Source organism: Bradyrhizobium sp. CCBAU 45321 (assembly GCF_028128975.1).
Taxonomy (GTDB): Bacteria; Pseudomonadota; Alphaproteobacteria; order Rhizobiales; family Xanthobacteraceae; genus Bradyrhizobium; species Bradyrhizobium yuanmingense.
In genome coordinates, this window is the sequence record NZ_LFKZ01000126.1 from 185,551 (window position 1) to 211,665 (window position 26,115).

At 64.7% G+C, this 26,115-nt stretch carries 24 protein-coding genes and 1 tRNA gene; 15 read left to right on the forward strand and 10 right to left on the reverse strand.

The annotated features are described in order from the left end of the window. Positions 1-144: 144 nt before the first annotated feature. Positions 145-1,110 carry a complex I NDUFA9 subunit family protein gene (locus tag ACM43_RS24275; protein ID WP_271543380.1) on the reverse strand — a complete coding sequence of 322 codons (966 nt, stop codon included), beginning with the start codon at positions 1,108-1,110 and terminating at the stop codon, positions 145-147. A gap of 151 nt (positions 1,111-1,261) precedes the next feature. On the opposite strand from ACM43_RS24275, the gene ACM43_RS24280 reads away from it, so the two are divergent. Then, positions 1,262-1,348, forward strand: a tRNA-Leu gene (locus ACM43_RS24280). Between the two features lie 160 nt (positions 1,349-1,508). On the opposite strand, the gene ACM43_RS24285 is transcribed toward ACM43_RS24280, so the two are convergent. From ACM43_RS24285 to ACM43_RS24300, 4 genes are all read right to left on the reverse strand, one after another. After that, the gene (locus tag ACM43_RS24285) at positions 1,509-2,006 is read right to left on the reverse strand and encodes a lysozyme inhibitor LprI family protein (RefSeq protein WP_271543383.1); all 498 of its coding nucleotides are present in this window, start codon (positions 2,004-2,006) and stop codon (positions 1,509-1,511) included. 89 nt (positions 2,007-2,095) lie between these two features. Next, a complete protein-coding gene (locus ACM43_RS24290; RefSeq protein WP_271543385.1) occupies positions 2,096-3,361 on the reverse strand; it encodes an MFS transporter in 1,266 nt (421 codons plus the stop codon). An 80-nt stretch (positions 3,362-3,441) separates the two neighbouring features. Then, positions 3,442-3,741 carry a type II toxin-antitoxin system RelE/ParE family toxin gene (locus ACM43_RS24295; RefSeq protein ID WP_271543387.1) on the reverse strand — a complete coding sequence of 100 codons (300 nt, stop codon included), beginning with the start codon at positions 3,739-3,741 and terminating at the stop codon, positions 3,442-3,444. Further along, entirely contained in the window at positions 3,738-3,995 is a 258-nt protein-coding gene (locus tag ACM43_RS24300; RefSeq protein WP_271543389.1) for a type II toxin-antitoxin system ParD family antitoxin, read from the reverse strand. Before ACM43_RS24300 ends, ACM43_RS24295 begins: the two co-directional genes overlap by 4 nt. A gap of 220 nt (positions 3,996-4,215) precedes the next feature. On the opposite strand from ACM43_RS24300, the gene ACM43_RS24305 reads away from it, so the two are divergent. From ACM43_RS24305 to ACM43_RS24355, 11 genes are all read left to right on the forward strand, one after another. Next, positions 4,216-5,505, forward strand: a complete 1,290-nt coding sequence (locus ACM43_RS24305) for a UbiA family prenyltransferase (RefSeq protein WP_271543391.1) — start codon at positions 4,216-4,218, stop codon at positions 5,503-5,505. 207 nt (positions 5,506-5,712) lie between these two features. After that, a complete protein-coding gene (locus tag ACM43_RS24310; protein ID WP_271543393.1) occupies positions 5,713-6,327 on the forward strand; it encodes a ribonuclease D in 615 nt (204 codons plus the stop codon). Between the two features lie 270 nt (positions 6,328-6,597). Then, positions 6,598-7,329 (forward strand): LPS export ABC transporter periplasmic protein LptC, encoded by a 732-nt coding sequence (gene lptC, locus ACM43_RS24315; protein WP_271543396.1) that lies wholly within the window; start codon positions 6,598-6,600, stop codon positions 7,327-7,329. A gap of 5 nt (positions 7,330-7,334) precedes the next feature. Then, complete coding sequence (locus ACM43_RS24320) at positions 7,335-8,036, forward strand: LptA/OstA family protein (RefSeq protein WP_271543398.1); 702 nt, start codon at positions 7,335-7,337, stop codon at positions 8,034-8,036. 223 nt (positions 8,037-8,259) lie between these two features. After that, a complete protein-coding gene (gene lptB / locus ACM43_RS24325; protein WP_157287273.1) occupies positions 8,260-9,261 on the forward strand; it encodes an LPS export ABC transporter ATP-binding protein in 1,002 nt (333 codons plus the stop codon). A 90-nt stretch (positions 9,262-9,351) separates the two neighbouring features. Then, complete coding sequence (gene rpoN / locus ACM43_RS24330) at positions 9,352-10,989, forward strand: RNA polymerase factor sigma-54 (RefSeq protein ID WP_271543401.1); 1,638 nt, start codon at positions 9,352-9,354, stop codon at positions 10,987-10,989. An 81-nt stretch (positions 10,990-11,070) separates the two neighbouring features. Further along, positions 11,071-11,676 carry a ribosome hibernation-promoting factor, HPF/YfiA family gene (gene hpf, locus ACM43_RS24335; protein WP_036041026.1) on the forward strand — a complete coding sequence of 202 codons (606 nt, stop codon included), beginning with the start codon at positions 11,071-11,073 and terminating at the stop codon, positions 11,674-11,676. Positions 11,677-11,905: 229 nt separating this feature from the next. Further along, complete coding sequence (gene ptsN / locus ACM43_RS24340; protein ID WP_008141251.1) at positions 11,906-12,367, forward strand: PTS IIA-like nitrogen regulatory protein PtsN; 462 nt, start codon at positions 11,906-11,908, stop codon at positions 12,365-12,367. A 348-nt stretch (positions 12,368-12,715) separates the two neighbouring features. After that, entirely contained in the window at positions 12,716-13,999 is a 1,284-nt protein-coding gene (locus ACM43_RS24345; RefSeq protein WP_271543405.1) for an O-antigen ligase family protein, read from the forward strand. A gap of 13 nt (positions 14,000-14,012) precedes the next feature. After that, entirely contained in the window at positions 14,013-15,035 is a 1,023-nt protein-coding gene (locus ACM43_RS24350) for a glycoside hydrolase family 5 protein (protein WP_271543407.1), read from the forward strand. A gap of 225 nt (positions 15,036-15,260) precedes the next feature. Then, the gene (locus ACM43_RS24355; protein WP_271543409.1) at positions 15,261-16,100 is read left to right on the forward strand and encodes an outer membrane protein; all 840 of its coding nucleotides are present in this window, start codon (positions 15,261-15,263) and stop codon (positions 16,098-16,100) included. A 36-nt stretch (positions 16,101-16,136) separates the two neighbouring features. On the opposite strand, the gene ACM43_RS24360 is transcribed toward ACM43_RS24355, so the two are convergent. Both ACM43_RS24360 and ACM43_RS24365 read right to left on the reverse strand, forming a co-directional pair. Further along, positions 16,137-16,763, reverse strand: coding sequence for a GNAT family N-acetyltransferase (locus tag ACM43_RS24360; RefSeq protein WP_157286008.1), 627 nt, complete (start codon positions 16,761-16,763; stop codon positions 16,137-16,139). A gap of 96 nt (positions 16,764-16,859) precedes the next feature. After that, positions 16,860-17,495, reverse strand: coding sequence for a TetR/AcrR family transcriptional regulator (locus tag ACM43_RS24365; protein WP_271543411.1), 636 nt, complete (start codon positions 17,493-17,495; stop codon positions 16,860-16,862). 317 nt (positions 17,496-17,812) lie between these two features. On the opposite strand from ACM43_RS24365, the gene ACM43_RS24370 reads away from it, so the two are divergent. The 3 genes from ACM43_RS24370 to ACM43_RS24380 are packed head-to-tail and all read left to right on the forward strand — an operon-like array spanning position 17,813 to position 21,381. Continuing rightward, entirely contained in the window at positions 17,813-18,616 is an 804-nt protein-coding gene (locus ACM43_RS24370) for an SDR family NAD(P)-dependent oxidoreductase (RefSeq protein WP_271543413.1), read from the forward strand. Positions 18,617-18,654: 38 nt separating this feature from the next. Further along, positions 18,655-19,785 (forward strand): DUF5938 domain-containing protein, encoded by a 1,131-nt coding sequence (locus tag ACM43_RS24375; RefSeq protein WP_271543415.1) that lies wholly within the window; start codon positions 18,655-18,657, stop codon positions 19,783-19,785. A 57-nt stretch (positions 19,786-19,842) separates the two neighbouring features. Next, positions 19,843-21,381, forward strand: a complete 1,539-nt coding sequence (locus tag ACM43_RS24380; protein ID WP_271543417.1) for an acyl-CoA synthetase — start codon at positions 19,843-19,845, stop codon at positions 21,379-21,381. Between the two features lie 208 nt (positions 21,382-21,589). Here ACM43_RS24380 and ACM43_RS24385 read toward each other — a convergent pair whose 3' ends face one another. Genes ACM43_RS24385 through ACM43_RS24395 form a run of 3 tightly spaced genes read right to left on the reverse strand, consistent with a single transcriptional unit; the run spans position 21,590 to position 25,832 of the window. After that, the gene (locus ACM43_RS24385) at positions 21,590-22,510 is read right to left on the reverse strand and encodes an FAD binding domain-containing protein (protein WP_271543418.1); all 921 of its coding nucleotides are present in this window, start codon (positions 22,508-22,510) and stop codon (positions 21,590-21,592) included. Continuing rightward, positions 22,507-25,194, reverse strand: coding sequence for a molybdopterin-dependent oxidoreductase (locus tag ACM43_RS24390; RefSeq protein ID WP_271543420.1), 2,688 nt, complete (start codon positions 25,192-25,194; stop codon positions 22,507-22,509). The genes ACM43_RS24385 and ACM43_RS24390 overlap by 4 nt, the downstream gene beginning before the upstream one ends. Beyond that, positions 25,191-25,832, reverse strand: coding sequence for a TetR/AcrR family transcriptional regulator (locus ACM43_RS24395; RefSeq protein ID WP_271543422.1), 642 nt, complete (start codon positions 25,830-25,832; stop codon positions 25,191-25,193). Before ACM43_RS24395 ends, ACM43_RS24390 begins: the two co-directional genes overlap by 4 nt. Between the last annotated feature and the right edge of the window lie 283 nt (positions 25,833-26,115).

The following is a 26,115-nucleotide window of genomic DNA, read 5'->3' on the forward strand; positions in this document are numbered from 1 at the left end:
CAGCGGCGGTGCGCCCCCTCGCCCCGTTCGCCCCACCAGCTCGTCATGGCCGGGCTTGACCCGGCCATCCACGCGTATCCGAGACTGCAGCGAGACGTGGATGCCCGGGTCAAGCCCGGGCATGACGACGGATAGAGAGGCGCTTCACACACTCATCCGCTGGAACTGGCCCTGCGGGCGGAAGCGCCAGAGATATTGCGGGGCGATCGCTTCCAGCGAATCGGGCGTGATGCCGAGGCCTTCCAGCGTCAGCCCGGCCGCCTTCGCCGCATCCGACACGACATTGTCGCGCTCGAGCAGCGTGACCTGGTCCGGCGTCAGCTTGAACGCGCCCGGCGCGAATTGCAGGAAGTTGGCCTGGAAGCGGGCGAGGCCGAACGTCAGCGGCACCAGCATGCGCTTGCGGTCGGTGATTTCGAGGATCGCCTCGATGATCTCGCGCATGGTCAGCACTTCCGGCCCGCCGAGCTCGTAAGTGGCGCCCGCCTTGGCCTTGCCGTCGGCAGCATCCGCGATCGCGCTGGCGACGTCGCCGACATAGACCGGCTGCATCTTCGTCTCGCCACCGATCAGTGGCAGCACCGGCGACATCCGGGCCAGCGCGGCAAAGCGGTTGGTGAACTGGTCCTCGGGGCCGAACATCACGGAGGGGCGGAAGATCGTGGCGGAGGGAACCGCGGCCAGGACCGCGGCTTCGCCGGCCGCCTTGGCCCTGGCATAGCGTGAGGGCGACTGCGCATCGGCCCCGATCGCCGAGACATGCACCAGCGCGCTACCTGCGGCGGCCGCCGCCTTGGCAACGGTCTCGGCGCCCCTGGCCTGGACGGCGTCAAAAGTCTGCTTGCCGCTCTCAGTGAGCACGCCGACCAGATTGATCACGACATGCGAATCACGCAGCGCCGCCTCGACCGAGGCCGGATAGCGCAGATTCGCCTGCACGGTGTGGATCTGCCCGACCCGGCCGAGCGGCTGGAGGTATCCGGCGAGTTCCGGCCGCCGCACCGCGACCCGGACCCGGTAATCCCGCTTGCACAGGGCGCGGACGACGCTGCGGCCCAAGAACCCCGATCCGCCGAAAACCGTGACCAGCGTGTCCAGATTCGATGCCATGGGAGCCGTTCCTGCGGAAAAGAGTGCGTCTTGTCAGGCTTGTATCGGGCCGGTTTGCGATGCGCAATCGGCATCCCGGCCCCGGCCTCACGCATGAATTGACAACGGCGTCACCGAACCGTAGTAACCGCCTCCGTGCCCCAAACGGCATGCCCAGGTGGTGGAATTGGTAGACGCGCTGGCTTCAGGTGCCAGTGGCTTAACGGCCGTGAAGGTTCGAGTCCTTTCCTGGGCACCATCCCCTGCTCAAGCGATTGAAATCGCTCATCCGCAGGACATCGAGCTGCTGACCGGTCCACGACACCGAAGCACAGCGCTCATGGCGCGCCGAATGGCCGTCGTCGCCACGTCGGAAGATGCCGGCAAGGCTTGGTGACCCCGAGCTCCCCTAGGAGACCTCAGTGCTCGTTGACCGCAGCGCCGAGCTTGATCAGGCTCAGCGAGCGGTTCGCGGTCTCGCGCAGGCGGCAGTAGCTCGCGCCGCCCCGGTACATGCCGGGGTCGACGTTGTCGAAGACCGCGCAGAGGCGATCACGCGACGCGGCGAAAGTTTTCTGCGAGTCATTGACCGCCTTGATCGCGTCGGCGAACCCGCCGGCCTGAACCTTCTTCAGCGCCTCACTGGTTTTCTGCGTCCAGACGGCGAGTTCGCGCGCCGCGCAGGCCTTCCATCTGGCGACATCGTCATTCGCACCCTCTGCCGCCTTGATGCAGGGGTCGGCGACGAGCCCGACGCAGGCGCCGCCGAAACCGCCCGTTTTCTCCACCTTCTTCAGGCAGGCATCGATCACGGCCAGGTCGGCTGGCGCGGTGCTTTGGGTGGTGTCTTGGGCGAGAGCCATCGATGCCAGCGGGAGGCCTGCGGCGAGGATCGCGGCGGCAAGTTTGAATTTCACTGGAGATCTCCGTTCGGCGCATCGATGCAAACCTTGGTCACCGAAGATCCGGCGTGGGTTCACCCGAATGTGGAGCAGGAGCCGCTCCCTCACACCACCTGCTGCCCCGTCCGCTCCGCCACCGCCCTCTGCACGAAATACATCATCACCAGCGTGACGATCGTCGTGGTCACGACGACGTAGCCGATCCGGTCGAAATGCAGCAGCGCGCCGTCCGCGCCTTGCGCGATGATCGCGCTGGCGAGCACCGAGCCGAGGCCGCCGGAGAGCTGCTGCAGCGAGGCGCTCACCGCGCTGAACGAGCCGCGCTGGCTCGCATCGGGAATCGCCGACATTAGCGCCTGCGACGGGATCATGCGCGAGAAGATGCCGACGAACATCAGCACGTTGACCAGAATCGCGGTCGCGAGCGAGACGTGGCCGAGATGGGTGTAGATCAGCACCATGAGGACGGTCATGGCGCAGCCGAACACGAAGGTCGGATATTTGCCGAACGCGTCGCTGGCGCGGCCGACCAGCGGTCCCGTGACGATGCTGAACAGGCCGGAAACGAGATAGATCGTCGGCAGATGCGTGATGTCGATGCCGAGATTGTGCACGGTGTAGGCGCTGGAGAACGGCATGAGCATGTAGCCGCCGGTCGCCAGCAGCGTCGTGACGGCGAAGGCGAGGGTGTAGCGCGGCTCACTGACCGTCGCGACCAGATGGTGGAACGGGTTTCTGTCCTGCTTCAGCTTCAGATGCGCGTCGACCGGCTCCATCGCGAAGGCGATGATGGCGATCGTCACGATCGACAGCACGACGATGGCAACGAAGCAGACATGCCAGCTCCAGTGATTGGCGAGAAACAGGCCGGCGGGAATGCCGAGCACCTGGCTGGCGGCGAACGCCGTCTGGATGATTCCCATCACGCGGCCGCGCATCTGCAACGAGAACAAGTCGGTGATGATGGCGAGCACGACCGCGCCGATCACGCCGCCGAACAATCCGGTCACGATCCGGCCGATCAGCAGCACATGGTAGTTCGGCGCCACCGCGCACAGCAGCGTGCCCAGCGTGAAGCCGACATAGAAGAACAGCAGGAGGCGCTTGCGATCGAAACGATCGGCAAAGCCGGCGGCGAGGATGCCCGATAATCCTGCACTGAACGCGTAGGCCGATACGGCAACGCCGAACTGCCCCGCCGTGATGCCGAGCGCGGGCATCAGGATGGCGCCGAGCGGCGACATGATGATGAAATCGAGGATGATCGTGAACTGCGTCAGCGCCAGCAGCGCGATGAGGAGCGCCTGGTAGCGCGAAAATCCGCGCGGGCGCTGGTCGTCGATCGGCGCAGCGGGCGTTGGTTCGGTCATCAGATCTCAGTCGCAGTGAGGGGCAAGACAGTGCGGGGTCGGCAATAGATGGGGTGCGGCGGGACGAATTGCAGTGGGCGCTAGTCCGCCGGGAAGAGCAGTGGCTCATAGTCTCGCGCGCCATGGAGGATATGGATCACCTCGATGGCGTCGCGACCGACACGATAGAAAATCAGATAGTTCCCGAATGGGCGCCGGCGAATGCCTTTCTGCTCATAGCGCGGCACCAAGGGGTAGCCGCGCGGTGCATCGGCGAGTGTTTCGCACTTCTCCCGCAGTCCACGGATGAGCGTGAGTGCGCTTTGCGGGCTTTGCGCGGCAACGTATGATGCGATGTCTTCGAGGTCGGCCTCGGCTTCCGCGGTGAGGACGACGATCACGTGCGATCGGCCTTATCGGCCAATCTCGCTTCGAGCCGGTCAAAAACGTCTGACATCGGCTTGGTCCGTCCCGCGTCCGCATCGTCGAGCCCGCGCGCGATCGCGGCATCCAACGCAGCGAGCCGCGCCTCGCGCTCCTGAATGAGCCGCACGCCCTCTCTGAGCACCTCGCTCTTGGAGTGATAGCGTCCCGACGCGACGAGCTTTGTTATAAAGCTTTCAAGGGCTTCGCCGAGGTCTGCACTTACCGCCATACCGCGCCTCTCCGACGACTCATGCTTTAATAACTATTATTGAACCCTCCGCGTATCAAGCGGTGTCCTGCCCCCGCCGCCCCTGATTAATCCGCCTTTAGTGAATGTTCCCATAGGGTTGCTCGATCCATTTCCTGCTCTCCCGGCCGAATGCCGGTCATGTCACGGCAAGTCAGAGCGTTTTCGCATGGAGCAGCGTGCCTCCCAGTATGATCCTGGCGTGTCCGAGCCGTCGGCAACCCCGTCGGCGGCCCGCACCCTCGTCATCGACCTCGAAGGCGCGCTGCTGCGTTCCGAACTGCTGATGGAGGCGCTGTTCTCCAGCCCCGGCCGCATGCTGGCGCGCTTCGGCGCGGGCGGACGGGCGGGCATGGCGGCGCTCACGGCGATCCTGGCGCGAGCCGAGATCGACCACGCCCATCTGCCCTATGATTCCGATGTGATGAACCGCGCGCTGGCGGCACGGGCGTGCGGCGAGAAGATCTATCTCGTCGCGGATCGGCTCGCCGCTCATGCCGCGGCGATGTCAGCGCATCTCGGCTTCGATGGCGTCGTTACGACGGCCGATCTTGCGGCGGGCAGCGTCCCGTTCGATCGTGCCTCCATCGCGCGCATCGAAAATCGCGAGGTCCGCAGAGCCGGCCTCGCCACCTGGGTGAAGGCGCTGCGCGTTCATCAATACGCCAAGAACACGCTGGTGTTCGTGCCCGCGCTCACGGCGCATCACCTGAACCTTTCGACGCTCGGCTACGCGCTGCTCGCATTCCTGGCGTTCTCGGCCTGCGCCTCGGGCGCCTATCTGATGAACGATCTGCTCGATCTCGCCGCCGACCGGCAGCATCCGACCAAGCGCCACCGCGCGCTCGCGGCCGGCGACTTGCCGATCTCGTCAGCGCTGTCGGCGATCCCTGCGTTGTGGTCGTTCGCGCTTGCCGCCAGCCTCTGCATCTCGCCGCTGTTTCTCGGCGTGCTCGGCCTCTATCTCGTCACCACGATCGCCTATTCGCTCGCGCTCAAGCGCAAGATGCTGGTCGACATCGTCACGCTCGCCGGCCTCTACACGCTTCGCATCGTCGCCGGCGCTGTCGGCGTCGGCGTGGTGCTGTCGGAATGGCTGTTGATCTTCTCGCTGTTCGTGTTCACCTCGCTCGCCCTGATCAAGCGCTTCAGCGAGCTCAGCATGCGCGAGAGCGTGGGCCTCGCCGATCCCTCGAACCGCGACTATCGCGTCACCGACCTTAACGTCATCGCCGCGATGGCGGCGGCAAGCGCCATGAACGCGGTGACCGTGTTCTCGCTCTACGTCTCGTCCTCGGCGGTGACGCCGCTCTACAGCCGCCCCTGGATGCTGTGGCTGCTCACGCCGCTGCTGCTGTACTGGTTCGGCCGTGCGCTGATGATGGCGCATCGCCGCGAGATGCCGGACGATCCGATCCTGTACGCGTTCCGGGACGGCCCCAGCCGCACCGCAGTCGCGGCGATGATCTGCATCATGCTCGCTGCGATCTGACCGGCCGTAAGGTCACGGCCGCTTGCGTGACCTGTTGCGACTGGCTACATCGCGATCCATTCGACTAAAGCGCGATGCGATTAAGATGAATCGTCATCGCGCTTTAGGTTATTGATTGAGCATGATCTTTTCGGAAAACCGCTGCACACTTTTCCGGATCATGCTCTAGCCTATGATATCGACGCACCGATTCGACCCGAGGGTTTCATGACCGTACGCCTGCACCGCGGCGACCTGCCCGACCTGTCCCGCTACACCGGAGCGGTGGCGATCGACACCGAGACCATGGGGCTGAACCCGCACCGCGACCGTCTCTGTGTGGTGCAGCTCTCGCCCGGCGACGGCAGCGCCGACGTGGTGCAGATCCCCAAGGGCCACACCGACGCGCCGAACCTGAAGGCGCTGCTCGCCAATCCGGCGGTCACGAAGATCTTCCACTTCGCGCGGTTCGATATCGCGGTGCTGTACCAGACCTTCGGCGTCATGACCGGGCCGATTTATTGCACCAAGATTGCGTCCCGCCTGACCCGCACCTACACCGACCGCCACGGCCTCAAGGACCTCGTCCGCGAGGTGCTCAACATCGACCTCTCCAAGCAGCAGCAGTCCAGCGACTGGGGTTCCGACAGCCTGAGCGAGCCGCAGCTCGCCTACGCCGCCTCCGACGTGCTGCATCTGCATGCCTTGCGCGAGCGGCTGGACGCCATGCTGGTGCGGGAAGGCCGCAGCCAGCTGGCGCAGGCCTGTTTCGACTTCCTGCCGACCCGCGCCCTGCTGGACCTCCAGGGCTGGGCGGAGGAGGACATTTTCGCGCACTCCTGAGGTGCTTTAACCTCTCCCGCCTGCGGGAGAGGTCGCGCCGAAGGCGCGGGTGAGGGTTCTCTCCTCCAGGAGACTGTCCCATTGCGGTGACACCCTCTCCCCGGCCCTCTCCCGCAAGCGGGAGAGGGAGAGACGACCGCCCCGTTTCGGACACTTTCGTAACGGCCTGTCGCCGGCTGCATATTTCGGCGGCGCCGGATAGAATGGGGTGCGCCCCCTCGACCGGACAAGGCGAGCGATACGTCAGGAGACAGGTAAGCAGGAACCCCGGTGAATTCGGCCCAGAACCCCACCTACGACGCCGCGCTTGCGGCGAAGTTTGCCAGCGCGGCGCGCCACAGCCGCCTGGTGCGGATTCTGCGCATCGCGGTCCCGGGTGCTGTAGTGCTGTCCATGGCTATCATCATCGGCGTCTCGATCTTCAATCCGTTCCGCATGCTGATGCCGAAGCTGCCGCTCGACTCCGGAAATCTAGTGGTGTCGGGCACCAAGATCACGATGGAATCGCCGCACCTCGCCGGATACACGCCGGACCAGCGGCCCTACGAGCTCTGGGCCAAGACCGCGACTCAGGACATCACCGATCCCGATCACGTCGATCTCAATGACCTGCGAGCGAAAGTGCTGATGGAGGATAAGTCGACCCTATTCCTCGATGCCCGCACCGGCCGTTTCGACAACAAGCAGCAGCAGCTCGATCTGCGCAAGGATATCTTGCTGCGCACCTCGACCGGCTACGAGGCCCGGCTGAACTCGGCCTTCGTCGACATGGGCAAGGGCACGGTCTCCTCGGACGAGCGCGTCGACGTCAAGCTGACCAACGGCACGCTGAGTGCGGATCGCCTGCGAATTACCGAAGGCGGCGAAGTCATCCGCTTCGAGGGCAATGTGGTGATGCACCTCGACAAGCTCGACGAGCCCGCCGCGACGCAGCCTGCACCACCCGAGGCGGCGCCGACGAAGACACGCACGCCTCAGAACAAGTCTGCCAATTCGAAGTGATTTTCATGATGACCTGTTTTCCGCGTGACGTTTTTGTCAGCAAGGCCGCGCTCGCTATCGGCCTGGCGCTGCTCGTCACGGGTGCGGCCCTTGCTCAGAGCACGATGCAGGGTGTGCCCAATGCGATGCAGGGCTTTTCGCAGAACCGCGATCAGCCGATCCAGATCGAAGCCGCCTCGCTCGAGATGCGCGACAAGAAGAAGGAGGCGACCTTCGCCGGCAATGTGAAGGTCGTGCAGGGCGACACCACCATGACCTCGAAGACGCTGGTGGTGTTCTACGAGTCCGGCGGCGACAAGCCGGCCGCGCCGCAGCCCGCGGCGAAAGGCGCGAAATCGGCGCCGATGCAGTCGGCGCAGCCCGGTCCGGGCGGCAGCTCCTCGATCAAGCGGCTGGAGGCGCGCGGCAACGTCGTGGTCACCCAGAAGGACCAGGTGGTGACGGGCGAGACCGCCGTGTTCGACACCAAGACCAACCTCATCACCATGCTCGGCGGCTCGGGCCAGGTGGTCCTGACGCAGTGTAAGAACGTGCTGCGCGGTGATCGCTTGATGGTCGACATGACCACCGGCGTGTCCCGCGTGGAATCCGACAACGGGCGGGTGCAGGCGCTGCTGCCGCAGGGCGGCAGCAATGATTGCAGCCAGGGCGCCAAACCCGGCGCGGCGCCGCCCTTGCAATTGCCCGGCGCAAGTAAACAAAAATGAATTCAACAACTTGGATCGGGTGCTCCCGATCCGAGGTTGAAGCTTGGCGAGCGAGCCTGTATCTAGCGCGCAGGGCTTTCGAAGCGGGGTCCGCCGCTTTTCGGGCGTGTTTCACTGGGCATGAGACATTCCTTCACCCATGCTGCGTCGGCCAATCGCTCAGGCTGGCGCGACAGATCGCGCGGATTTCGCGCAAGACGACGCCAAAGGCTAGAAGGCGGGGATGGTCGATCTCTTCAGCATGTTCCGTCGGCGCCCCGCCAAGCGCGGCCGGCCAGGATTTGCGCGTCAGGACATCACTGCGCTCGGGGACAGCGTCGGCGGCCTCGTGCCCAGTCCTGTCAGGGACACGCCGATTGCCCGCGACCAGCCCCGCGGGCCCGACCAGTTCCAAGGTGACTACACGGGCGACTATCCGGCCGAGCCGCGTCCGCAGGCGGTTCATCCCGTCCGAACGGCCGCCAGGTCCAACGGTGCCGGCGCGCCGCAGCTGCTGAAGCGGCCCGGATTCCTGGCTGTGCATAGTGTGGAAAAGGCCTTCGGCAGCCGGCAAGTGGTGCGCGGCGTCAGCATCTATGTGCGCCGCGGCGAGGCCGTCGGCCTGCTCGGCCCGAACGGCGCCGGCAAGACCACCGTGTTCTACATGATCACCGGCCTGATCAAGGCCGATCGCGGCGCGATCGAGCTCGACGGCCACGACGTCACCAAGCTGCCGATGTATCAGCGCGCGCGGCTCGGCATCGGCTATCTGCCGCAGGAAGCCTCGATCTTCCGCGGCCTCACCGTCGAGCAGAACATCCGCGCCGTGCTCGAAGTGGTCGAGCCCTCGCGCAAGAAGCGCGAGCAGCAGCTCGACTCCCTGCTCGACGAGTTCAACATCACGCGCTTACGGAAATCACCGTCGATCGCGCTGTCCGGCGGTGAGCGCCGCCGCGTCGAGATCGCACGCGCGCTGGCGACGCGGCCGAATTACATGCTGCTCGACGAGCCCTTCGCCGGCATCGACCCGATCGCGGTCGGCGACATCCAGGATCTCGTCCGCCATCTCACCAACCGCGGCATCGGCGTGCTGATCACCGACCACAATGTCCGCGAGACGCTCGGCCTCACCGACCGTGCCTATATCGTCTATGCCGGGGAAATCTTGACGGAGGGAACTCCGGATGAGATCGTTGCCGATCCGGACGTGCGCCGCCTTTACCTTGGCGAGGAATTCCGCCTCTAGCCCTATTTTCCAATTCGTCAAGACGTGTACATCGGGCTGAGACTAGGATAAGCAAAAATCGGACCAACTTTTGGGATCGGTTCTTGCTTCATGGCGCTTACGCAGAGATTAGAGTTCCGGCAATCGCAGTCGCTGGTCATGACGCCGCAGCTGATGCAGGCGATCAAGCTGCTGCAATTGTCCAATCTCGATCTCACGACCTTCGTGGAAGAGGAGCTCGAGCGAAACCCGCTGCTGGAACGGGCCAGTGACGAGGCCCCCGCGGGCGAAGCTTCGGCCGAGGCCGGCAGTTACGGCGATTCCGGGGGCGGCCAAGATGATGGTCATGGCGATGGCCAGGGCGAGGACGGCTTCGGCGGTAGCGCGGAAGGCTTCGAGCCGGGCCAGGAAGAGTGGATGAGCAAGGATCTCGGCACCCGCGCCGAGATCGAGCAGACCCTGGACACCGGCCTCGACAACGTCTTCTCCGAGGAGCCGGCCGAGGCAGCCGCGCGCAACGCTCAGGATGCCGCGCCGACCACCTATACCGAATGGGGCGGCGGCGCCTCCGGTGACGAAGACTACAATCTCGAAGCTTTTGTCGCGGCCGAGACGACGTTGTCGGGCCATCTCGCCGAGCAGCTCTCGGTTGCCTTCACCGCGCCCGCGCAACGCATGATCGGCCAGTACCTGATCGACCTCGTCGACGAGGCCGGCTATCTGCCGCCCGATCTCGGCCAAGCCGCCGAGCGTCTCGGCGCATCGCAAGCCGAGGTCGAAAGCGTCCTCGCCGTGCTGCAAAAATTCGATCCGCCCGGGGTCTGCGCGCGTTCCTTAAGCGAATGCCTGGCGATCCAGCTGCGCGAGCTCGACCGCTACGACCCCGCGATGCAGGCGCTGGTCGAGCATCTCGATCTGCTCGCCAAGCGCGACATCGCGGCTCTTCGCAAGATCTGCGGCGTCGACGACGAGGACATCGCCGACATGATCGGCGAGATCCGCCGCCTCAATCCCAAGCCCGGCATGAAGTTCGGCTCGGCGCGCCTGCAGACCATGGTGCCCGACGTCTATGTCCGCCCGGGCCCCGACGGCGGCTGGCATGTCGAGCTCAACAGCGACACCTTGCCGCGCGTGCTGGTCAACCAGACCTATTATTCCGAGCTGTCGAAGAAGGTCGGCAAGGACGGCGACAAGTCCTATTTCACGGATGCGTTGCAGAACGCGACCTGGCTCGTGCGCGCGCTCGACCAGCGCGCCCGCACCATCCTGAAAGTGGCGACCGAGATCGTGCGCCAGCAGGACGGGTTCTTTACCCATGGCGTCGCGCATTTGCGCCCGCTCAATCTGAAGGCCGTCGCCGACGCCATCCAGATGCACGAATCCACGGTGTCACGTGTCACCGCCAACAAATACATGGCGACCAACCGCGGCACGTTCGAGCTGAAATATTTCTTCACGGCCTCGATCGCCTCGGCCGACGGGGGCGAAGCGCATTCGGCGGAAGCGGTGCGTCACCACATCAAGCAGCTGATCGATTCGGAGGAGCCCTCCGCGATTCTGTCGGACGACACCATCGTGGAACGCTTGCGCGCCTCGGGCATTGATATTGCCCGCCGCACGGTCGCGAAGTACCGCGAAGCCATGCGCATACCTTCCTCGGTGCAACGCCGCCGCGACAAGCAGAGCGCTCTTGGTAACGTCCTCTCTACCGCCTTGTCCGATCGCTCCCGCAATCCCGAACCGGCCTGATTGCGCTGGCGCCAAATCGCGCTACTCTCGATGCCCCATCGAGACCGATCCAAGCTGGGCACCAACCAAGCGAGGCATCACATGACTCTCAGAATCTCGGGAAAGAGCATCAGCGTCGGCGAGGCGCTGCGCGGCCGCGTTGCCGACCGTACCGACGAGGTGCTGCGCAAATATTTCGACGGCAATTATTCCGGCCACATCACGCTGAGCAAGGACGGCTTCGGCTTTCGCACCGATTGCGCCCTGCATCTCGATTCGGGAATCACGCTGGAAGCCGATTCGAACGCACCGGATGCCTATGCCAGTGCCGACCAGGCGCTGGTGATGATCGAGAAGCGGCTGCGGCGCTACAAGAACCGGCTCAAGGACCGCTCCGCGCGCAAGGCCCATGCCGCCTCCGAGGCGATGGCTGCGCTCGACGCCACCAGCTATGTGCTGGAAGCGCCCGGAGAGGGCGAAGAGGAAGTCGCCGGCTACAGCCCCGTCATCATCGCGGAGCAAACCACGTCGCTGAAGCGGCTATCGGTCAGCGAAGCCGTCATGGAACTCGACCTCAGCGGGGCACCCTGCCTGGTATTCCAGCATGGCTCGTCCGGTCGGGTGAACATCATTTACCGTAGGGCGGACGGCAATGTGGGCTGGATCGACCCGCCGGGAGCCAAGGTGGACGGCCAGGCCGGTGGCTAAGCCCGTCAGCCGGCGCCCGTACCATCCCGCCCTTAACAATGACGGGGGCAAAGCTGCACGCGGGAGTTGGCACCGGGATTGCGTTGGAGTAGAAGCCCCCCACATCTGGGCTTGGCGGGGTTTCGGGCTAAGTCCCCCTCCTGCTTCATGTTATTGACGCCGGCCGGGCTTGGTCTATCAAGCCGGCCAAATCGGAACCTGACGGTTTAATTCACCTCGGAAAGCTTCCATGCCGATTACCGATCTGGTCGCACCCGAGGCGATTCTCCCGGCATTGAAAGTCAACAGCAAGAAGCAGGCCTTGCAGGAGCTTGCGGCCAAGGCCGCTGAGCTGACCGGGCAGAACGAGCGCTCGGTGTTTGAGGTGCTGCTGCAGCGGGAGAAGCTCGGCACCACCGCGGTCGGCTATGGCGTCGCCATTCCGCACGGCAAGCTGCCCAAGCTGGAGAAGATCTTCGGCCTGTTCGCGCGGCTCGATCGTCCGATCGACTTCGAGGCGATGGACGGCCAGCCGGTCGATCTCGTCTTCCTGCTGCTGGCCCCCGAAGGCGCCGGCGCCGATCACCTCAAGGCGCTCGCCCGCATCGCCCGCCTGCTGCGCGACCAGGACATCGCCAAGAAGCTCCGCGCCTCGCGCGATGCGCAGGCGATCTATTCCGTGCTGGCGCTGCCGCCGGCAACGGCGGCGTAACCTTCCGTCCCTCTCGCCCCGGCAAAGGTCCAATCTTCCCTCGCACCTGATTGTGAGGGCAGCGTCCCGTCATGCCACCTTGATCTCAAAGGTAGAAGGTAGGACAATCTTCCCGCTTGAGACGCACGGCACATTGGGCGGCGCCAACATCCGCTGAGAGCCGTTCGAAGCCGTGGACTGAGCGGACGTGACTGGGAATGGAATGACGCCGTTGCGCCTCGCGGCCGCGGCGGGAGAACGGCCCTGGGAATCAGGCCTCGACCGGCCGATGCCCGCGGCAGGTGCGCGTGCGAAGGCGCCCGTGGTGCGCGGTGAGGCAAGATTCGCCCTGCGTCAGGCGGTCAGCTCATGACCAGCCTGCACGATTCCGAGGAGGACGACAGCGCGATCTGGCAAGCGCCCGGCGTCGGCGTGGAAAAGCTCGCCAGAATCGTGATGCGTGGCTCGATCACCGTCAACGTGATCGCGTCGATGGGTGTCTTCAACCCCGCGCTGCTTCCCGCAGAATGGAGCTTCGTGCAACAGGCCGTTGCGCTTCTGATGTGGGTCATCCTGATCTACGCCAGTGCCTTCGTGCGACCCTGCCTGCGCGTGCAGCCAAATCCCGATTTCATCGCGCTGGTCGCATTCTATGCTCTCGCCGCTGTCTCCGTGCTCTGGACCGGCCTCGCCACCGCGGCGATCATGAAGAGCGCGGCCCTCGTGATGACGACTTTCGGTGCGTACTGCCTGATCACGCGGATCGACATCGACGAGATCGTCGGAGCGACGTCGCTGGGGCTCTTCATCTTGGTCGCCGCCTCGGCCCTGTGTGCGGTTTTCGTGCCCGAGATTGGCGTCGATCAGAGCTGGATGCACAACGGCCAGTGGCAGGGAATCTACGAATCGAAGCAGACCCTCGGCTTCATCAGCGCCTATCTGATGTTCTTTGCCTGCTATCAGAAGATGACGGGCCTGGGCTGGACAGTTTTTCTGCTGACGTTTCTCCTGGCATCGACATGCGTCATCGCCTCGGAATCCCGTGGTGCCGGTGCCGTTGCAATTGCCGCCGGTGCACTGCTCATGACCTCGCTATGGTCGATCCGCTGCATGAGGATTTACGCGGTGCTGCCGGTCGTCATGTGCATCCTGGCTGCTCTCCTGATCCTGTATTTCTATGTCACGGGCTACGATTCCATCCACCTCGGCGAATCGACCATCAATCTGACCGAGCGAACCTTCATCTGGCAGTACGCCATCAGCCATTTCGACGATGCGCCGCTGCTGGGCTTCGGCATCAACGGGTTCTGGACGCGCCCTGCGATTTACGACTATTTCAACCAGAACCACGGCTGGGTGCTGGACAATTATCATAGCGGCTACATCGCGGTGGCGATGGAAACGGGATTCCTGGGATACGTGCTGTTCGTGGCGAGCGTCTATCTGTTCTCGGAAAAGGTCCTGTACCTGATCGCCACGCGGTCGATCGACCGTCGCCACTGCGCTCTCATCATCGGATTCGTCGTCCTCAGCTTTCAATCGAATTTCACGGAGACGATGTTCCTTCGCTCGACGATGTTCACCTCGGTGCTGCTCGTCGCATTCTTCTTCGCGGTGTGCAGGCCGGTGCCACAGCAAGGCCTGCAGCAATGATGGGGCAGGCAGGATGAATGCCATCTGCGTCCGCTGGTCGGTAGCTTTCGGCCTCGCCTTGGCGCTGTCCGTGCTTGGGATCCGCTTTCCGGCCGAGGCAAAAGCGCAAGGCCACGCGCCCGCTCCCCCGAAATTGGGTCGCGGCATCAACATCCTCGGCTATGACGGCATTTGGGAGGGAGGCCGGAACGCGCCATTTCGTCTGGACAACCTCACCGCGATCAGGCGCGCCGGCTTCTCGCACGTCCGGATCAATTTCTTCGGCTTCAAGTTCATGGACCCGGAGAATGCGCTGGACGAGATCGTCTTGAGGCGGCTCGATGCGGTGATCGAGGAGGTGCTCGCCCGAAATCTCATCCCCATCCTGGACGAGCACGATACCCATATCTGTCAGCGCGACGTCTCCGAGTGCGCCGGGAAGCTGAAAGCGTTCTGGACGCAAATCGCCGCGCGCTATGCCGGAAAATATCCGAGGCTCGTCTTCGAGGTGCTCAATGAGCCGGGCGGGCAGATGACGTCCGCCGCCTGGAACGCCCTCCTGAACGAATGTCTCGGCATCATCCGCGCCACCAACCCCCGGCGGCCGGTGATCGCCGCGGTCCTCAACGTCGACGAGATGCCCGTCGAGGACCTGGTCCTGCCGCCGGATGACCGAAACATCATCGTCACGTTTCACTATTACGCGCCGATCCGCTTCACCCATCAGGGCGCACCGTGGTCGCCGACGTTCTCGCAAATAGGCCCGCTTGATTGGGGCACGCCGGAGGACGAACGGAAGGCGCGCGCCGATTTCGACAAGATCCGGTCCTGGTCCGAACGGGAAAAGCGTCCGATCTATCTCGGTGAGTTCGGCGTGTACGAGGCCGCGCCAGCCGAAGCACGGACGAGATATCTGTCGTTCGTGGCGCGAAGCGCGGAGCGGCTCGGCTGGGCCTGGGCCTATTGGCAATTCGATCATGATTTCGCAGCCTTCGACAGCGCGCGTCAAAGCTGGAAGCCGGAGATCATGCGGGCGCTGATTCCGGCGGGGCGCTGAGGCGGCGGGCGTGACCTGAACTCAGCCGCGCCGGCGTGAAGCCATCCGACGATCAGATAGTTCAGCCTGGAGCGCCGTCATCAAGCTTAAGGCGCCGTGTCGCGTTGTGTTCAGACAGTACCGAGTTACCAAATGTGTCGGAGTGTTGCTGTCCGAATACAGCGCGCGGAAGTCGGCCGATGTACCTTGCCGAAGATTTCTATGCTGATTGCTTTGGGGTGATGAATGAAACGACTGCTGCTGGCGACGTCGGCTCTGATTCTCGCAGGCTCTGCTCAAGGTGCCGATCTGGGAGCTCGTCCCTACACGAAAGCGCCGGTTGCGGCGGCCGTGCCTTTCAGTTGGACCGGCTGCTATATCGGGGGTCACGTCGGCGGCGGTGCGAGCCGAACGGGCTTCACGGATCCCGGCATCGGAACGGGGGCGGTCATCGCGCCTGCAATGACCATAGGCAATGTGCCTGGTGATCGCATTGGGGTAAACGGAGACGTCGGAGTTGTCGGAGGCATTCAGGCTGGTTGCGACTACCAATTTGCCAGCAACTGGGTGATCGGGATTGCCGGCGATTTCACGGCCACCGATCTTCACGGCACCGCCAACGATCCCTTCTTTGCCGGAAAGACCGGTGCGCCCGCCACTCTGTCGAGCCGCACCGACTGGGTCGCCAGCGTCACGGGTCGGATCGGCTACACATGGGATCGCTTGCTCGTTTACGGCAAGGGCGGCGTCGGGTTTGCGCATGACCGGTACAATCTGAACAATTTCGCGACGATTGGCGGCTTCGTTTGTCCCGGTGTGGGATTCCTCGTTTTTGAGCCCTGTAATTCCAGCGCCAGCACCGATCGTGTCGGCTGGGTGGCAGGTGCCGGTGTCGAGTGGGCCTTCGCCCCGAACTGGTCGGCCTTGATCGAGTACACTCACTACGGCTTCGACAGCAAGCGCGTGGGGTTCGCCAATCCAGTCGCCGCCACCACCGCGTTGATCGATATTCGTCAGGACATCGATATCGTGAAGGTGGGCATCAACTATCGGTTCGGCGGGTCACCCATCGTCGCGAAGTACTGATTGATCGCTTGAGCAGACAAAGGGAGCGGCCGGGGCTCAACCTCGCGCCGCTTCCATGCGATTCACGATCCGCTGTCCGATCGGGCTCTTCAACCAGGCCTGGAAACCGGGCCGGTCCCAGGTCATCCGACGCAGCGCCAGAAGCGATCCATCTGTGTGCGATCGCACCGGTTTTTCGGGTTCGGGCTCGAGCGTCCATCCGAGCTTCGACAGATATTGAATGGTCGTCTGATTGCGCTCCAGCACGAAGGCGCGGATGCGGCTCAGCTTGAGATCGTCGAATACGAACCTGAGCAGCGGAATGAAGGTGTTCACCGTCGCTCCGGAATTGCGGTGCTCCTTTTCTCCGATCACGGCGCTGACGAGCGCCTCGCTCGCCGCCGCGTTGATGTCGAGGCGGATGAAGCCGACATGGATGCGGCTGCCACGCTCGAATATCCCGAGCAGGAGCCGTTCGCGCTGATCGAAGGATTTGATGTAGTCGGCGATCTCCGCCTTGGTCATCGCACGCGGTGACGTGTTGAGGACATGCACCGTCCAGGGATCGGACAACCAGTCCGCCCAGCGCTGCGAGGCGTCATCGCGCTTGATCGTGCGCAGAAAATAGCGCCCGGCCGGAAACCACAATTGCTGCTTGGGCAGACGTTCGACTTTCGGCGGCATGCCGCATCTAAGCAGTTTCGAGTCGGACGATCAATTTGGATGGCGCAACGTGCAGCTCTCGAGCGGCGACGCCGTCGTGGGCGCCGTTTCCGCGCTTCAGCAGACCGTCGGCAGCAGGCGCCGGACTTCGTCGAGCAGTTCGGGGACCGCCCTCTTGTCACCCGAGAGGTGCTTGAGCAGCGCACTCTGGAATAGACCGTCGAACAGCGCGTAGAGCGCGCCTGGCGACGACGCCGGCCGCTTGCCGCCGAGCTCGGCATAGCGAGAGGCAATGCGCCAGATCATCGCTTCCAGGCTCTTGTCGATCTCGAGGACATCCTTGCGAAACGCCGCCTCGAACATCGCCTGCGAGCGCAAATCGTACCAAAGCCGGTGCATGCGGGCTTCGTTCTGCAGCGTTGCTGCGAGCTTGGCGAGGAAGCCCTCCGTCAATTCGTCGCGGCTCGTTGCTGTCGCGACGACCTCGTCATAGCGCGTCACGCACTTGGCTTTGTAGTGGCGAACGCAGCAGCAGATCAGGTCGAGCTTGTCGCTGAAATAATAGTGGAACACGCCGTGCGTGAACGCCGAGTTCTGCGCGATCTCCCGCAGGCTGGTCCGGGCGAAGCCGAGCTCTCCAAGCGTTTCGAGCGCGGCCTCGGCAAGCTCGATGCGTCGCGCGTTGAACTTGTCGTCCCGCACGATCTCCGCCACGGCCTCCCGCTTCGCCGCTCCTGTCGCTTGCCGCGCCATCGTCGCGCTGTCTCCCGTCTCTTGGTCACCACGATCACGTCGTCGGTCATCGTCTACAGACCATCCTCTTTGACAACTGTCAAATTTTTTCCTTGACAACCGTCAAGTTCCGGGAGGAGTGTGCGCGCCAAGAAATTTGGACAGTCGTCAAGACGCCAGCAAATGGAGGAAATGCACCCACCGGCGCCGCGCCGCCGGAACGGACTCGCATGCCGTTGCGCAACCGCGCCGGCACCGTGCTGCCAATCGCAGCGCGCACCGATCATCAGCGAGCAGATCAGTCCAAAAGATCAGTCCAAGCAAAGGGAGGACGTGCGATGAGTGAGAAGAGCCTTGATGGCCGCAAAGCCCTGGTCACCGGCGGAGCCCGCGGGATAGGAGCGGCGATTGCGGAAGCACTGGCGCGCTCCGGTGCGGCGGTCATGATCGGCGACATTCTCGACGACGTCGGCAAGGACAGCGCCGGCCAGATCGCCAGGCTCGGTGTGAAGACCGGCTTCGTGCATCTCGATGTCGCCGACGATGCGCAGTGGGAGAAAGCGACTGCTGCGACGGTCGCCACCCTCGGCGGCTACGACATCCTCGTCAACAATGCCGGCATCGAGATCACGTCGCTGGTCAGCGAGATCAGGGCCGAGGATGCGCGGCGGATGTGCGACGTCAACATCGTCGGCACCGTGCTCGGCATGAAGCACGCCTTCCGCGCGATGCGGCCGGGCGGAGCGGCGGGCAAAGGCGGCGCGATCGTCAATATCGCGTCTGTCGCGGCGACGATCGCCTTCCCGAGCATCTCGGTCTATTCCGGCACGAAATCCGCGGTCGATCGCATGACACGGGTCGCTGCGATGGAGGCCGGCAAGCTCGGTTATGGCGTGCGCGTCAACTGCATCTATCCCGGCTTGATCCCGACCGACATGGGCCTGCAGCTGGCCAACGACATCGTCAAGATCGGTCTCGCGCCCGACGTCAACGCCGCGGTCGGCTCGGTCGTGGAGCAGACGCCGCTCGGCAAGCTCGCGGAGGTCGGCGACATCGCCAATGCTGCGGTGTTCCTGTGCTCGAACGAAGCCCGCTTCATCACCGGCATCGGACTGCCGGTCGATGGCGGCATGGGAATGTGAGCTGCAAACCCGACAACGAACATTTCGGAGGAACGACAATGAGCGCGAAGAAGCCCGTCATCGTCTATGGCGCGTCCGGCTACACCGGCCGGCTGGTCTGCGAATACTTACGCGAGTACAACATCCCCTTCATCGCCGCCGGACGCAGCGCGGAGAAGCTCAACGCCGCAATGAAAGCGAACGTGGCCGGTATCGAGACCGCCGACTACGAGGTGGTGGAAGTGCCGCACACCGTGAGCGCACTGACGGAGTTGTTCAACGGCGCCTCGGTGGTGCTCAACACCGTGGGCCCCTTCGCCAGGTTCGGCGGCGAGGTGGTGCAGGCCTGCTGGGCGTCCCGATGCCACTACACCGACACCACCGGCGAGCAGGACTGGCTGATCACGCTCGAGCAGGAATGGGGCACGAAGTTCGCCAATGCTGGCCTGCTGCTCGCGCCGGGCATCGCGCAGATGTACACCACCGGCGAGATCGCCGCGCAGCTGTGCCTGGAGACGCCCGGCCTCGACACGCTCGATATCGCCGTGTTCTGGGGCGGCAGCCCGACCATCGCCTCGACACAGACCATCCTGGTCAACGCCGCGATGGCCAAGGCCTACTATTTGGAGCAGAACAAGTATGTCGAGCATCAGGTGGATGCCGGTCTCTACAACCTCGCCATCCCCGGCCAGCATGAGCTCGCACTGGCGCTGCCCTGGGGCGGCACCTCGCATCCGGTGTGGTTCAAGCGCGATCCGCGCGTGGCCAACGTGAAGGTGCTGGGCGGCGTGTTCAACCGCGCGCTGATGCTGGGCGTGCCGCAGATCGTCGCCGCCGCGCTGGAGGCGACCAAGGACATGAACCCCGACGACCGCTACGCCGCATTGGCGCAGACCGCCGCCGGCGTGATGAACACCATGCCGCCGCGCGAAAACCCGCGCGTCAACAAGTCGCTGGATTCGGTGCATGCCTCCGGCCCATTGGGGCGCGCGCACTGCGTCATCAGCGGCAACAGCAATTACAAGCAGACCGGCCTGCTGCAGGCCTATGCAGCGGCGCACCTGCTGCAGCAGCCGCCCAAGCGCGTGGGCTTCGCCTCCGGTTGCCAGGCGTTCGGTCACCACGAACTGCTCGGCCAGCTGCGCAGCTTCGGGCTGGTCAGCAGACCGGTCCTCACCGTGCACGACTGAGCAAGATCACGGGTGGCGCGGCCGCGCGCCACCCGCCAGCTGCTTCCGGGATTGATCATGCGCTTCATCGATTACCTCGACAAAGGTGCCTCGCTCGGCCCCGATGCGCCGTGCCTGACCATGGACGGTCGCGATCTCAGCTATTGCGAGGTGCAGCAGCTGAGCTACCGCGTCGCGCGCGGGCTCGCGCGATCGGGTATTGCTGCCGGCGAGAAGGTCGCAATCCTTTCCGGCAACGATCCGGTCGCGTTTGCATGCGTGTTCGGCATTTCCCGGGCGGGCTCGGTTTGGTGCCCGATCAATCCGCGCAACGAGGCGGCCGAAAACCGGCTCGTCCTCGACCAATTTGACTGCAGCCTGCTGCTGTTTCATTCAAGCTTCGCGCCGATGGTCGAGGCGGTGCGGGCGGAGCTGCCGAAGCTGCGTGTCCTCGTCTGCCTCGATCGCGAACTGCCCTTCGCGCCCTCGTTCAACAGTTGGCTCGCTGGCCTTTCGGTCGACCAATATCAACGCGAGACGGTCGACGATCTCGCGATGATTCCCGGCACCGGCGGCACCACCGGAAAGCCGAAGGGAGTCATGCTGTCGGGCCGCAACATCGAAGCCATGACGGCGCTGACGCTGATGGGCTATCCCTTCAGGGGGCGTCCGGTCTATCTCGCGCTCGCGCCGTTGACCCATGCGGCCGGTGTGCTGTGTTTCCCGATCATGGCGCTCGGCGGCCGCATCGTGATCATGCATCGCCCCGACATCGCCGAATTCCTCGATTTGATTGAGCGCTACCATGTCACGCACACCTTCCTGCCGCCGACATTGATCTACATGCTGCTCGATCATCCCAAGCTCGACTCCGCGAAGCTCGGGTCTCTGCAATGCTTCTGGTACGGCGCGGCGCCGATCTCGGCCACACGGCTTGCGGAGGCGCTCCGGCGCATCGGGCCCATGGCGCAATTGTTCGGTCAGACTGAAGCGCCGATGATGATCTCGATGATGGCACCGGATCAGCATTACAATGCCGATGGCGCGATCGCGATGGAGCGCCTCGCCTCGGCGGGGCGGATCAGCCCGTTGGTGCAGGCCGGCATCATGGATGGCGACGGCAATCTGCTGCCGACCGGCTCACGCGGCGAGATCGTGGTTCGCGGCTCGCTGGTGATGCAAGGCTATTACAAGAATCCCGAAGCCACGGCGGAGGCCTCCGCGCATGGCTGGCACCACACCGGCGACATCGGCTACATCGACGACGATGGCTACCTCTACATCGTCGATCGCGCCAAGGACATGATCATCACCGGCGGGTTCAACGTCTACTCGATCGAGGTCGAGAACGCGCTGCGGGCGCATGAGGCGGTCCAGGATTGCGCCGTGGTTGGCCTTCCGGACGAGAAATGGGGTGAGCGTATCGTCGCCGTGGTGCAGCCCCGTGCCGGCCAGAGCGTCGACGCGACGGCGCTGGCGGCGTTCGTCAAGCAGCGGATCGGCAGCGTCAAGACACCGAAGCAGATCGAAGTCTGGGACGATCTGCCGCGGTCCAAGGTCGGCAAGGTGCTGAAGCCGGATATCCGCGCGCGGCTGGCCGGCCGCTCAGGCGGTTAGAGCGTGATGGGTGTAGGTTGAATCGATCGCCACGTGCTCGGTGCAAACCTCTCCCGCTTGCGGGAGAGGTCGCGCCGAAGGCGCGGGTGAGGGCTTTCTCCTCTTGCGGGCTATCCCACTGCGGAAACACCCTCTCCCCAACCCTCTCCCGCAAGCGGGAGAGGGGGCGCACTTATGTTGTAGCAATCAAACCTGGTCTCATCATTCTCTAGCCCGAAAGCCGCTCCAGCACGTCGCGCACCAGCCCTTGCAGGAGATCGAGCTTGTAGGCCGTCATCGGCAATGGCTTGGCACCCGAGCTCGCCGCTTTCGCCGCTTCTGCGATCGATGCCGCATTCGCAACCTTGCCGCTGAGCTGGACCTCCACGGCGGTGAGGCGGAGCGGCACGGGCGCGACGCCGCCTGCAGCGAGACGCACGAGCTCGAACTTGCCGCCGGCGATGACGACGCGGGCGCAGAGCTCCACCAGCGGCCATTCCGCATAGGTCCGGCTGATCGCCCGCTTGTAGGACGCGCGCTCGCCTTGAAGCGGAGCAGGAAGCGCAATGCTCTTGATCATCTCGCCTGCTGCGAGCGTATGATCGGCGTGCGAGAGCGAGCCGTCGCCGAGCAGGCCGGCAATCGTCAATCCGCTGCGCCGGTCGGTGGTGATGGTCGCATCATAGGCGAGCAGAGCCGCCGACATGGTCGATGGATGCGGCGCGACGCAGGCGCCGAGATCGAAGGCAACGCCATAGAGATGATTGCCGGACCGGGCAGGGCAGGTGCTGCCGCCTTTCTTCAGGCAATCGATGTCGGCCCGGCGGAAATACCAGCAGCGTGAACGCTGCGCGAGATTGCCGCCGAGCGTTGCAACCTGGCGCACCTGCGGCGTGGCGAGCCCTTGCGCGCTCGCCGCAATACCGGGATAGGCAGCGGCGATGCGCGCGTCGGTCGCGATCGTGGCGATGGTGGTGAGCGCGCCGATCTGGGCTGCTCCGTCGGCGTCCCAGGTGATCGTCTTGTCGCCGTTGGCCGAGATATCGATCAGCATTCCCTGCGACACGCCGCTGCGGCGGCGTTCGCTGAAGTCGGTGCCTCCGGCGCGGAATTCAGGCGTGAGATTGGCGGTCATGACGGCGACACTCATGCTGCATCCCTCCCTTTCAGCGCGGCCACAAGACGATCGGGCCGGAACGGAATTTCAGTCAGTCTCACGCCGATCGCATCGCGGATGGCGTTGGCGATCGCGGGCGAGGTCGGCACGGTGGCGACTTCGCCGATGCCGACGCTGCCGCCCGGCACATGCTCGAAACCGGCTTCGTCGAAATGCACCTCCAGTTTCGGCATGTCGGCAATCCCTGGGATGCGGTAATCCTCCATGCTGCCGCTCAGGACGTGGCCGCTCAAGGGATCGGTCTCCCGCGACTCATAGAGTGCGTAGCCGATGCCCTGGATCACCGCGCCCGCGGCCTGGCTTCGGGCCAGCGCCGGCGCGGCGAGCTTGCCGACCGCGAGGCCCGTATAGGCGTTGAGCACGCGCACATGGCCGAGCCAGGTATCAACCTCGACTTCCATCACCTGCACCGAGCTCGGCACGCCGGCGCCGACCACCATGTGGCTCATCAGACGCAGCACCCAACCGAACACCCGGCCCATGATGCCCGCCTCGTGCAGCGCGGGCCTGACGCCGGGCGGCGGCTTGCCGTCCTCCTGGCGTTTGGCCGACACGGCGATATCAGGGGAAGCCGCGATCATCTCGCGCCAGGGCGCGTTCGAGCCCGGAGCGGGTGTGCGAGACGCGGTGCGCCTGATTTCCGCTTTCAGCTTGTCGATGGCGAGCAAGGTCGGCGGCACCACCGAGGCGGTGACGCGGCTGCCGCCGGAGCCCGGTCCGCGGGGCAGGCTGGAGCGGCCGATGCGAACGTCCACATCCTGCGGCTCGAGATCGAACGCCTTCGCGACGGTGTTGGCGATCACGCTGCGCGTGCCCGTGCCGATATCCTGTACCGCGCAGCTTGCGACGATGCGGCCGCCCTTGATCGCGAGCTCGACCGAGGAGCCGGTCTGCCAGAGATAGAGCCAGTAGCCGGTGGCAACGCCGACGCCGCGCCGGTAGCGGCCGGTTTGCGAGGCGGCCGGCTTGCGGTTCTTCCAGACGTCGAGTCCGGCAGCCCAGTCGTACAATCGCTGGCGGTTAGGATCGGGGTCCCAGAGCTTGCGGAGGTGAATCGGATCCATCTTCATGCGCAGCGCCGCTTCGTCGACCGCCTGCTCCAGCGCAAACGACATCGGCGGACCGCCGGGGCCGCGGAACGGCGCGCCGGGCGGCAAATTGCTGAGCACGTCGAAGTCGACGAGCTCTTTTGCCTCGGCCGGATAGATCAGCCGCGCCAGACCCGCGATCAGCGAGTTCACGGCGGCGCCGGTGTCGGCATGGGCAGTGAGCGACAGCGCCTTGAGGCGGCCTTCCGCAGAAGGCAGCAAGGACAGCTTCAGCTCGGCGGCCGGACGATAGCCGGTGACGGAAAGCTCCTCTTCACGATCGAAGGCGACGCGCACCGGCGCTTTGGCGGCGCGCGCAAGCTCGATCGCGGCGATGGTCTCCAGCCCCAGGCTGCCCTTGGAGCCGAATCCGCCGCCGACATGATCGGCGATCACACGCACCTTGTCATGCGGAAGACCATAACGCTTGGCGATCTTCTCCATGCTCTCGTGGATGGCCTGGGTCGAGATGTGCACAATGAGCTGATCGCCATCGAACCTGGCCACGGCGGCATGTGGTTCGAGGCTTGCGTGCTGTTGCGTCGAGACGCGAAAGGTCTCCTCGACCAGCAGCGGATTGCGTTGCTGGCGCGCCTCGTCGAGCCAGCTCTTGGCGCGCTTGGCTTTCTGCGAGAACGGCGCCGAAGGCCCGCGCACATTGCCCTTCCACGACACCGGAGCGCCGCCTGCGCCCTCGGACACGTTGCCGGCACGCTTGCGGTCCTTCTTCTCGAACACGATTGGTGCATCGTCGCGTCGCGCTGCATCGAGCCCGATCACGGCGGGCAAAGGCTCGGGCTTGAAGCTGATCGCGGCGATGGCCTGCAGTGCGGTGCGACGATCCTTGGCCGCGACGGCTGCAATCGGCGCGCCGACAAAGCGGACCATGTTGTCATCGTCGAGCAGCGGAACGACCGCGGCAACACCGGCAATGGCGCGCGCCGGCGCCAGATCAAGCCCGGTGATCCTCGCATGCGCGACGGGCGCGCGCAGGATGACGCCTTCGAGCTGGCCGTCATGGTGGATGTCGACCGTGTAGCGGGCGAGGCCCGTCACCTTGTCGCGGGCCTCCAGCCGCGGCGCGATGGGCTCGTTGCCGTCGAAGCGGCCCGAGCATGCTTCGGCGACGGCGCGATAGATGCCTTCATAGGCGCCGCAGCGGCAGAGATGTCCCGATAGCGCGGCGGCGATCTCCTCGCGCGAGGGTGTCGCCGCGCCCTTGGTCGCGCGCCAGCCGTCATGGAAGGCGGCGGCTTCGACGACAAAGCCGGGTGTGCAGAAGCCGCATTGCAGGGCGTCGTGCGCCATGAACGCCTTCTGCACCGGATGCAATCCGGCGCTACCTATGCCCTCGATGGTCGTCAGCGATTTGTCGGCGGCCGCCTGCGCCGGCAACAGGCAGCTCACGACCGGTGTGCCGTCGAGCAGCACGGTGCAGGCGCCGCAGACGCCGGAGCCGCAGACGAGTTTGGTGCCGGTGAGGCCGCCATCGCGGATCACGTCGATCAAGAGCGCATCCGGATCGTCGGGCAGCACCAGAGGCCGTCCATTAATGGTCGTGCTGGTCATTTTCGAACTCCCGTTTTGCGTTGGGACTTCTTTGCCGACGGCGCCATCGCGCCGGCGATCAGCATGCGCAGCATGGTCTCGAGCTGCTTCAGGAACGCGTCGACCGGCTGCATGGCGGGGAAAGCGGATTTGGTGCCGTGGATCGCCATCTCGACGCAGCGCGCGAGCTCGCGCACGCTGACGCCGCTTTCGAGCTTGAGCTTTCGCTTGCGGCACACCCGCGTGATCGTGGTTGCGATCTCCTCGGTGAACCGGCTGGAATAGCTCTGGTAGAGGTCGCGCGCCTGCGCGAGGTGCTCGGAAAACAGCTCTTCGGTGTGGGGCGAATCCCTGAGCGAAGCGAGCAGCGACTGCATCCGCGCGCCGATCTCGGCGACCAGGATGTCGGCAAGCTCGAGGCCGGATTCTTCCGCCGCCTTCGCGGCCGCGATTTCGGCAGCGAGCCCCTGCGCGTAGATCCGCTCGAGCACGGCGCGAAACAGCGCCTCCTTGGAGGCGAAGTGATGATAGAGCGCCTGCCGCGTCAGTCCGGCTTCCTCCGCCGCCTGCTCGATCGAGGAGCGGCGGAAGCCGTGGCGCCGGAACACGCGCAAGGCGGCGTCGAGGATCCGGTCCTGGGGAGGGGCCTTGGCCTGCATTTTGTCAGATTTGACAAAGAAGAACGAAATGTCAAATCACGGATTGATGACGGTCTCGTGCGCGCATGAGCCAAGGCCGCCCGCACGCGCAGGAGAGGTCATTGCATCGGAATTTCGAGAGCCCGTCATGCCCGGGCTTGTCCCGGGCATCCACGTTCTTTGTGCTGCATGGAAAGGCGTGGATGGCCGGGACAAGCCCGGCCATGACGCCGTGGACCAGTCGGTGTCCCAGCCACGTCTAACATGCGATAGCCCTGCCGCACGCGGGCAGGGGCATCGCCGA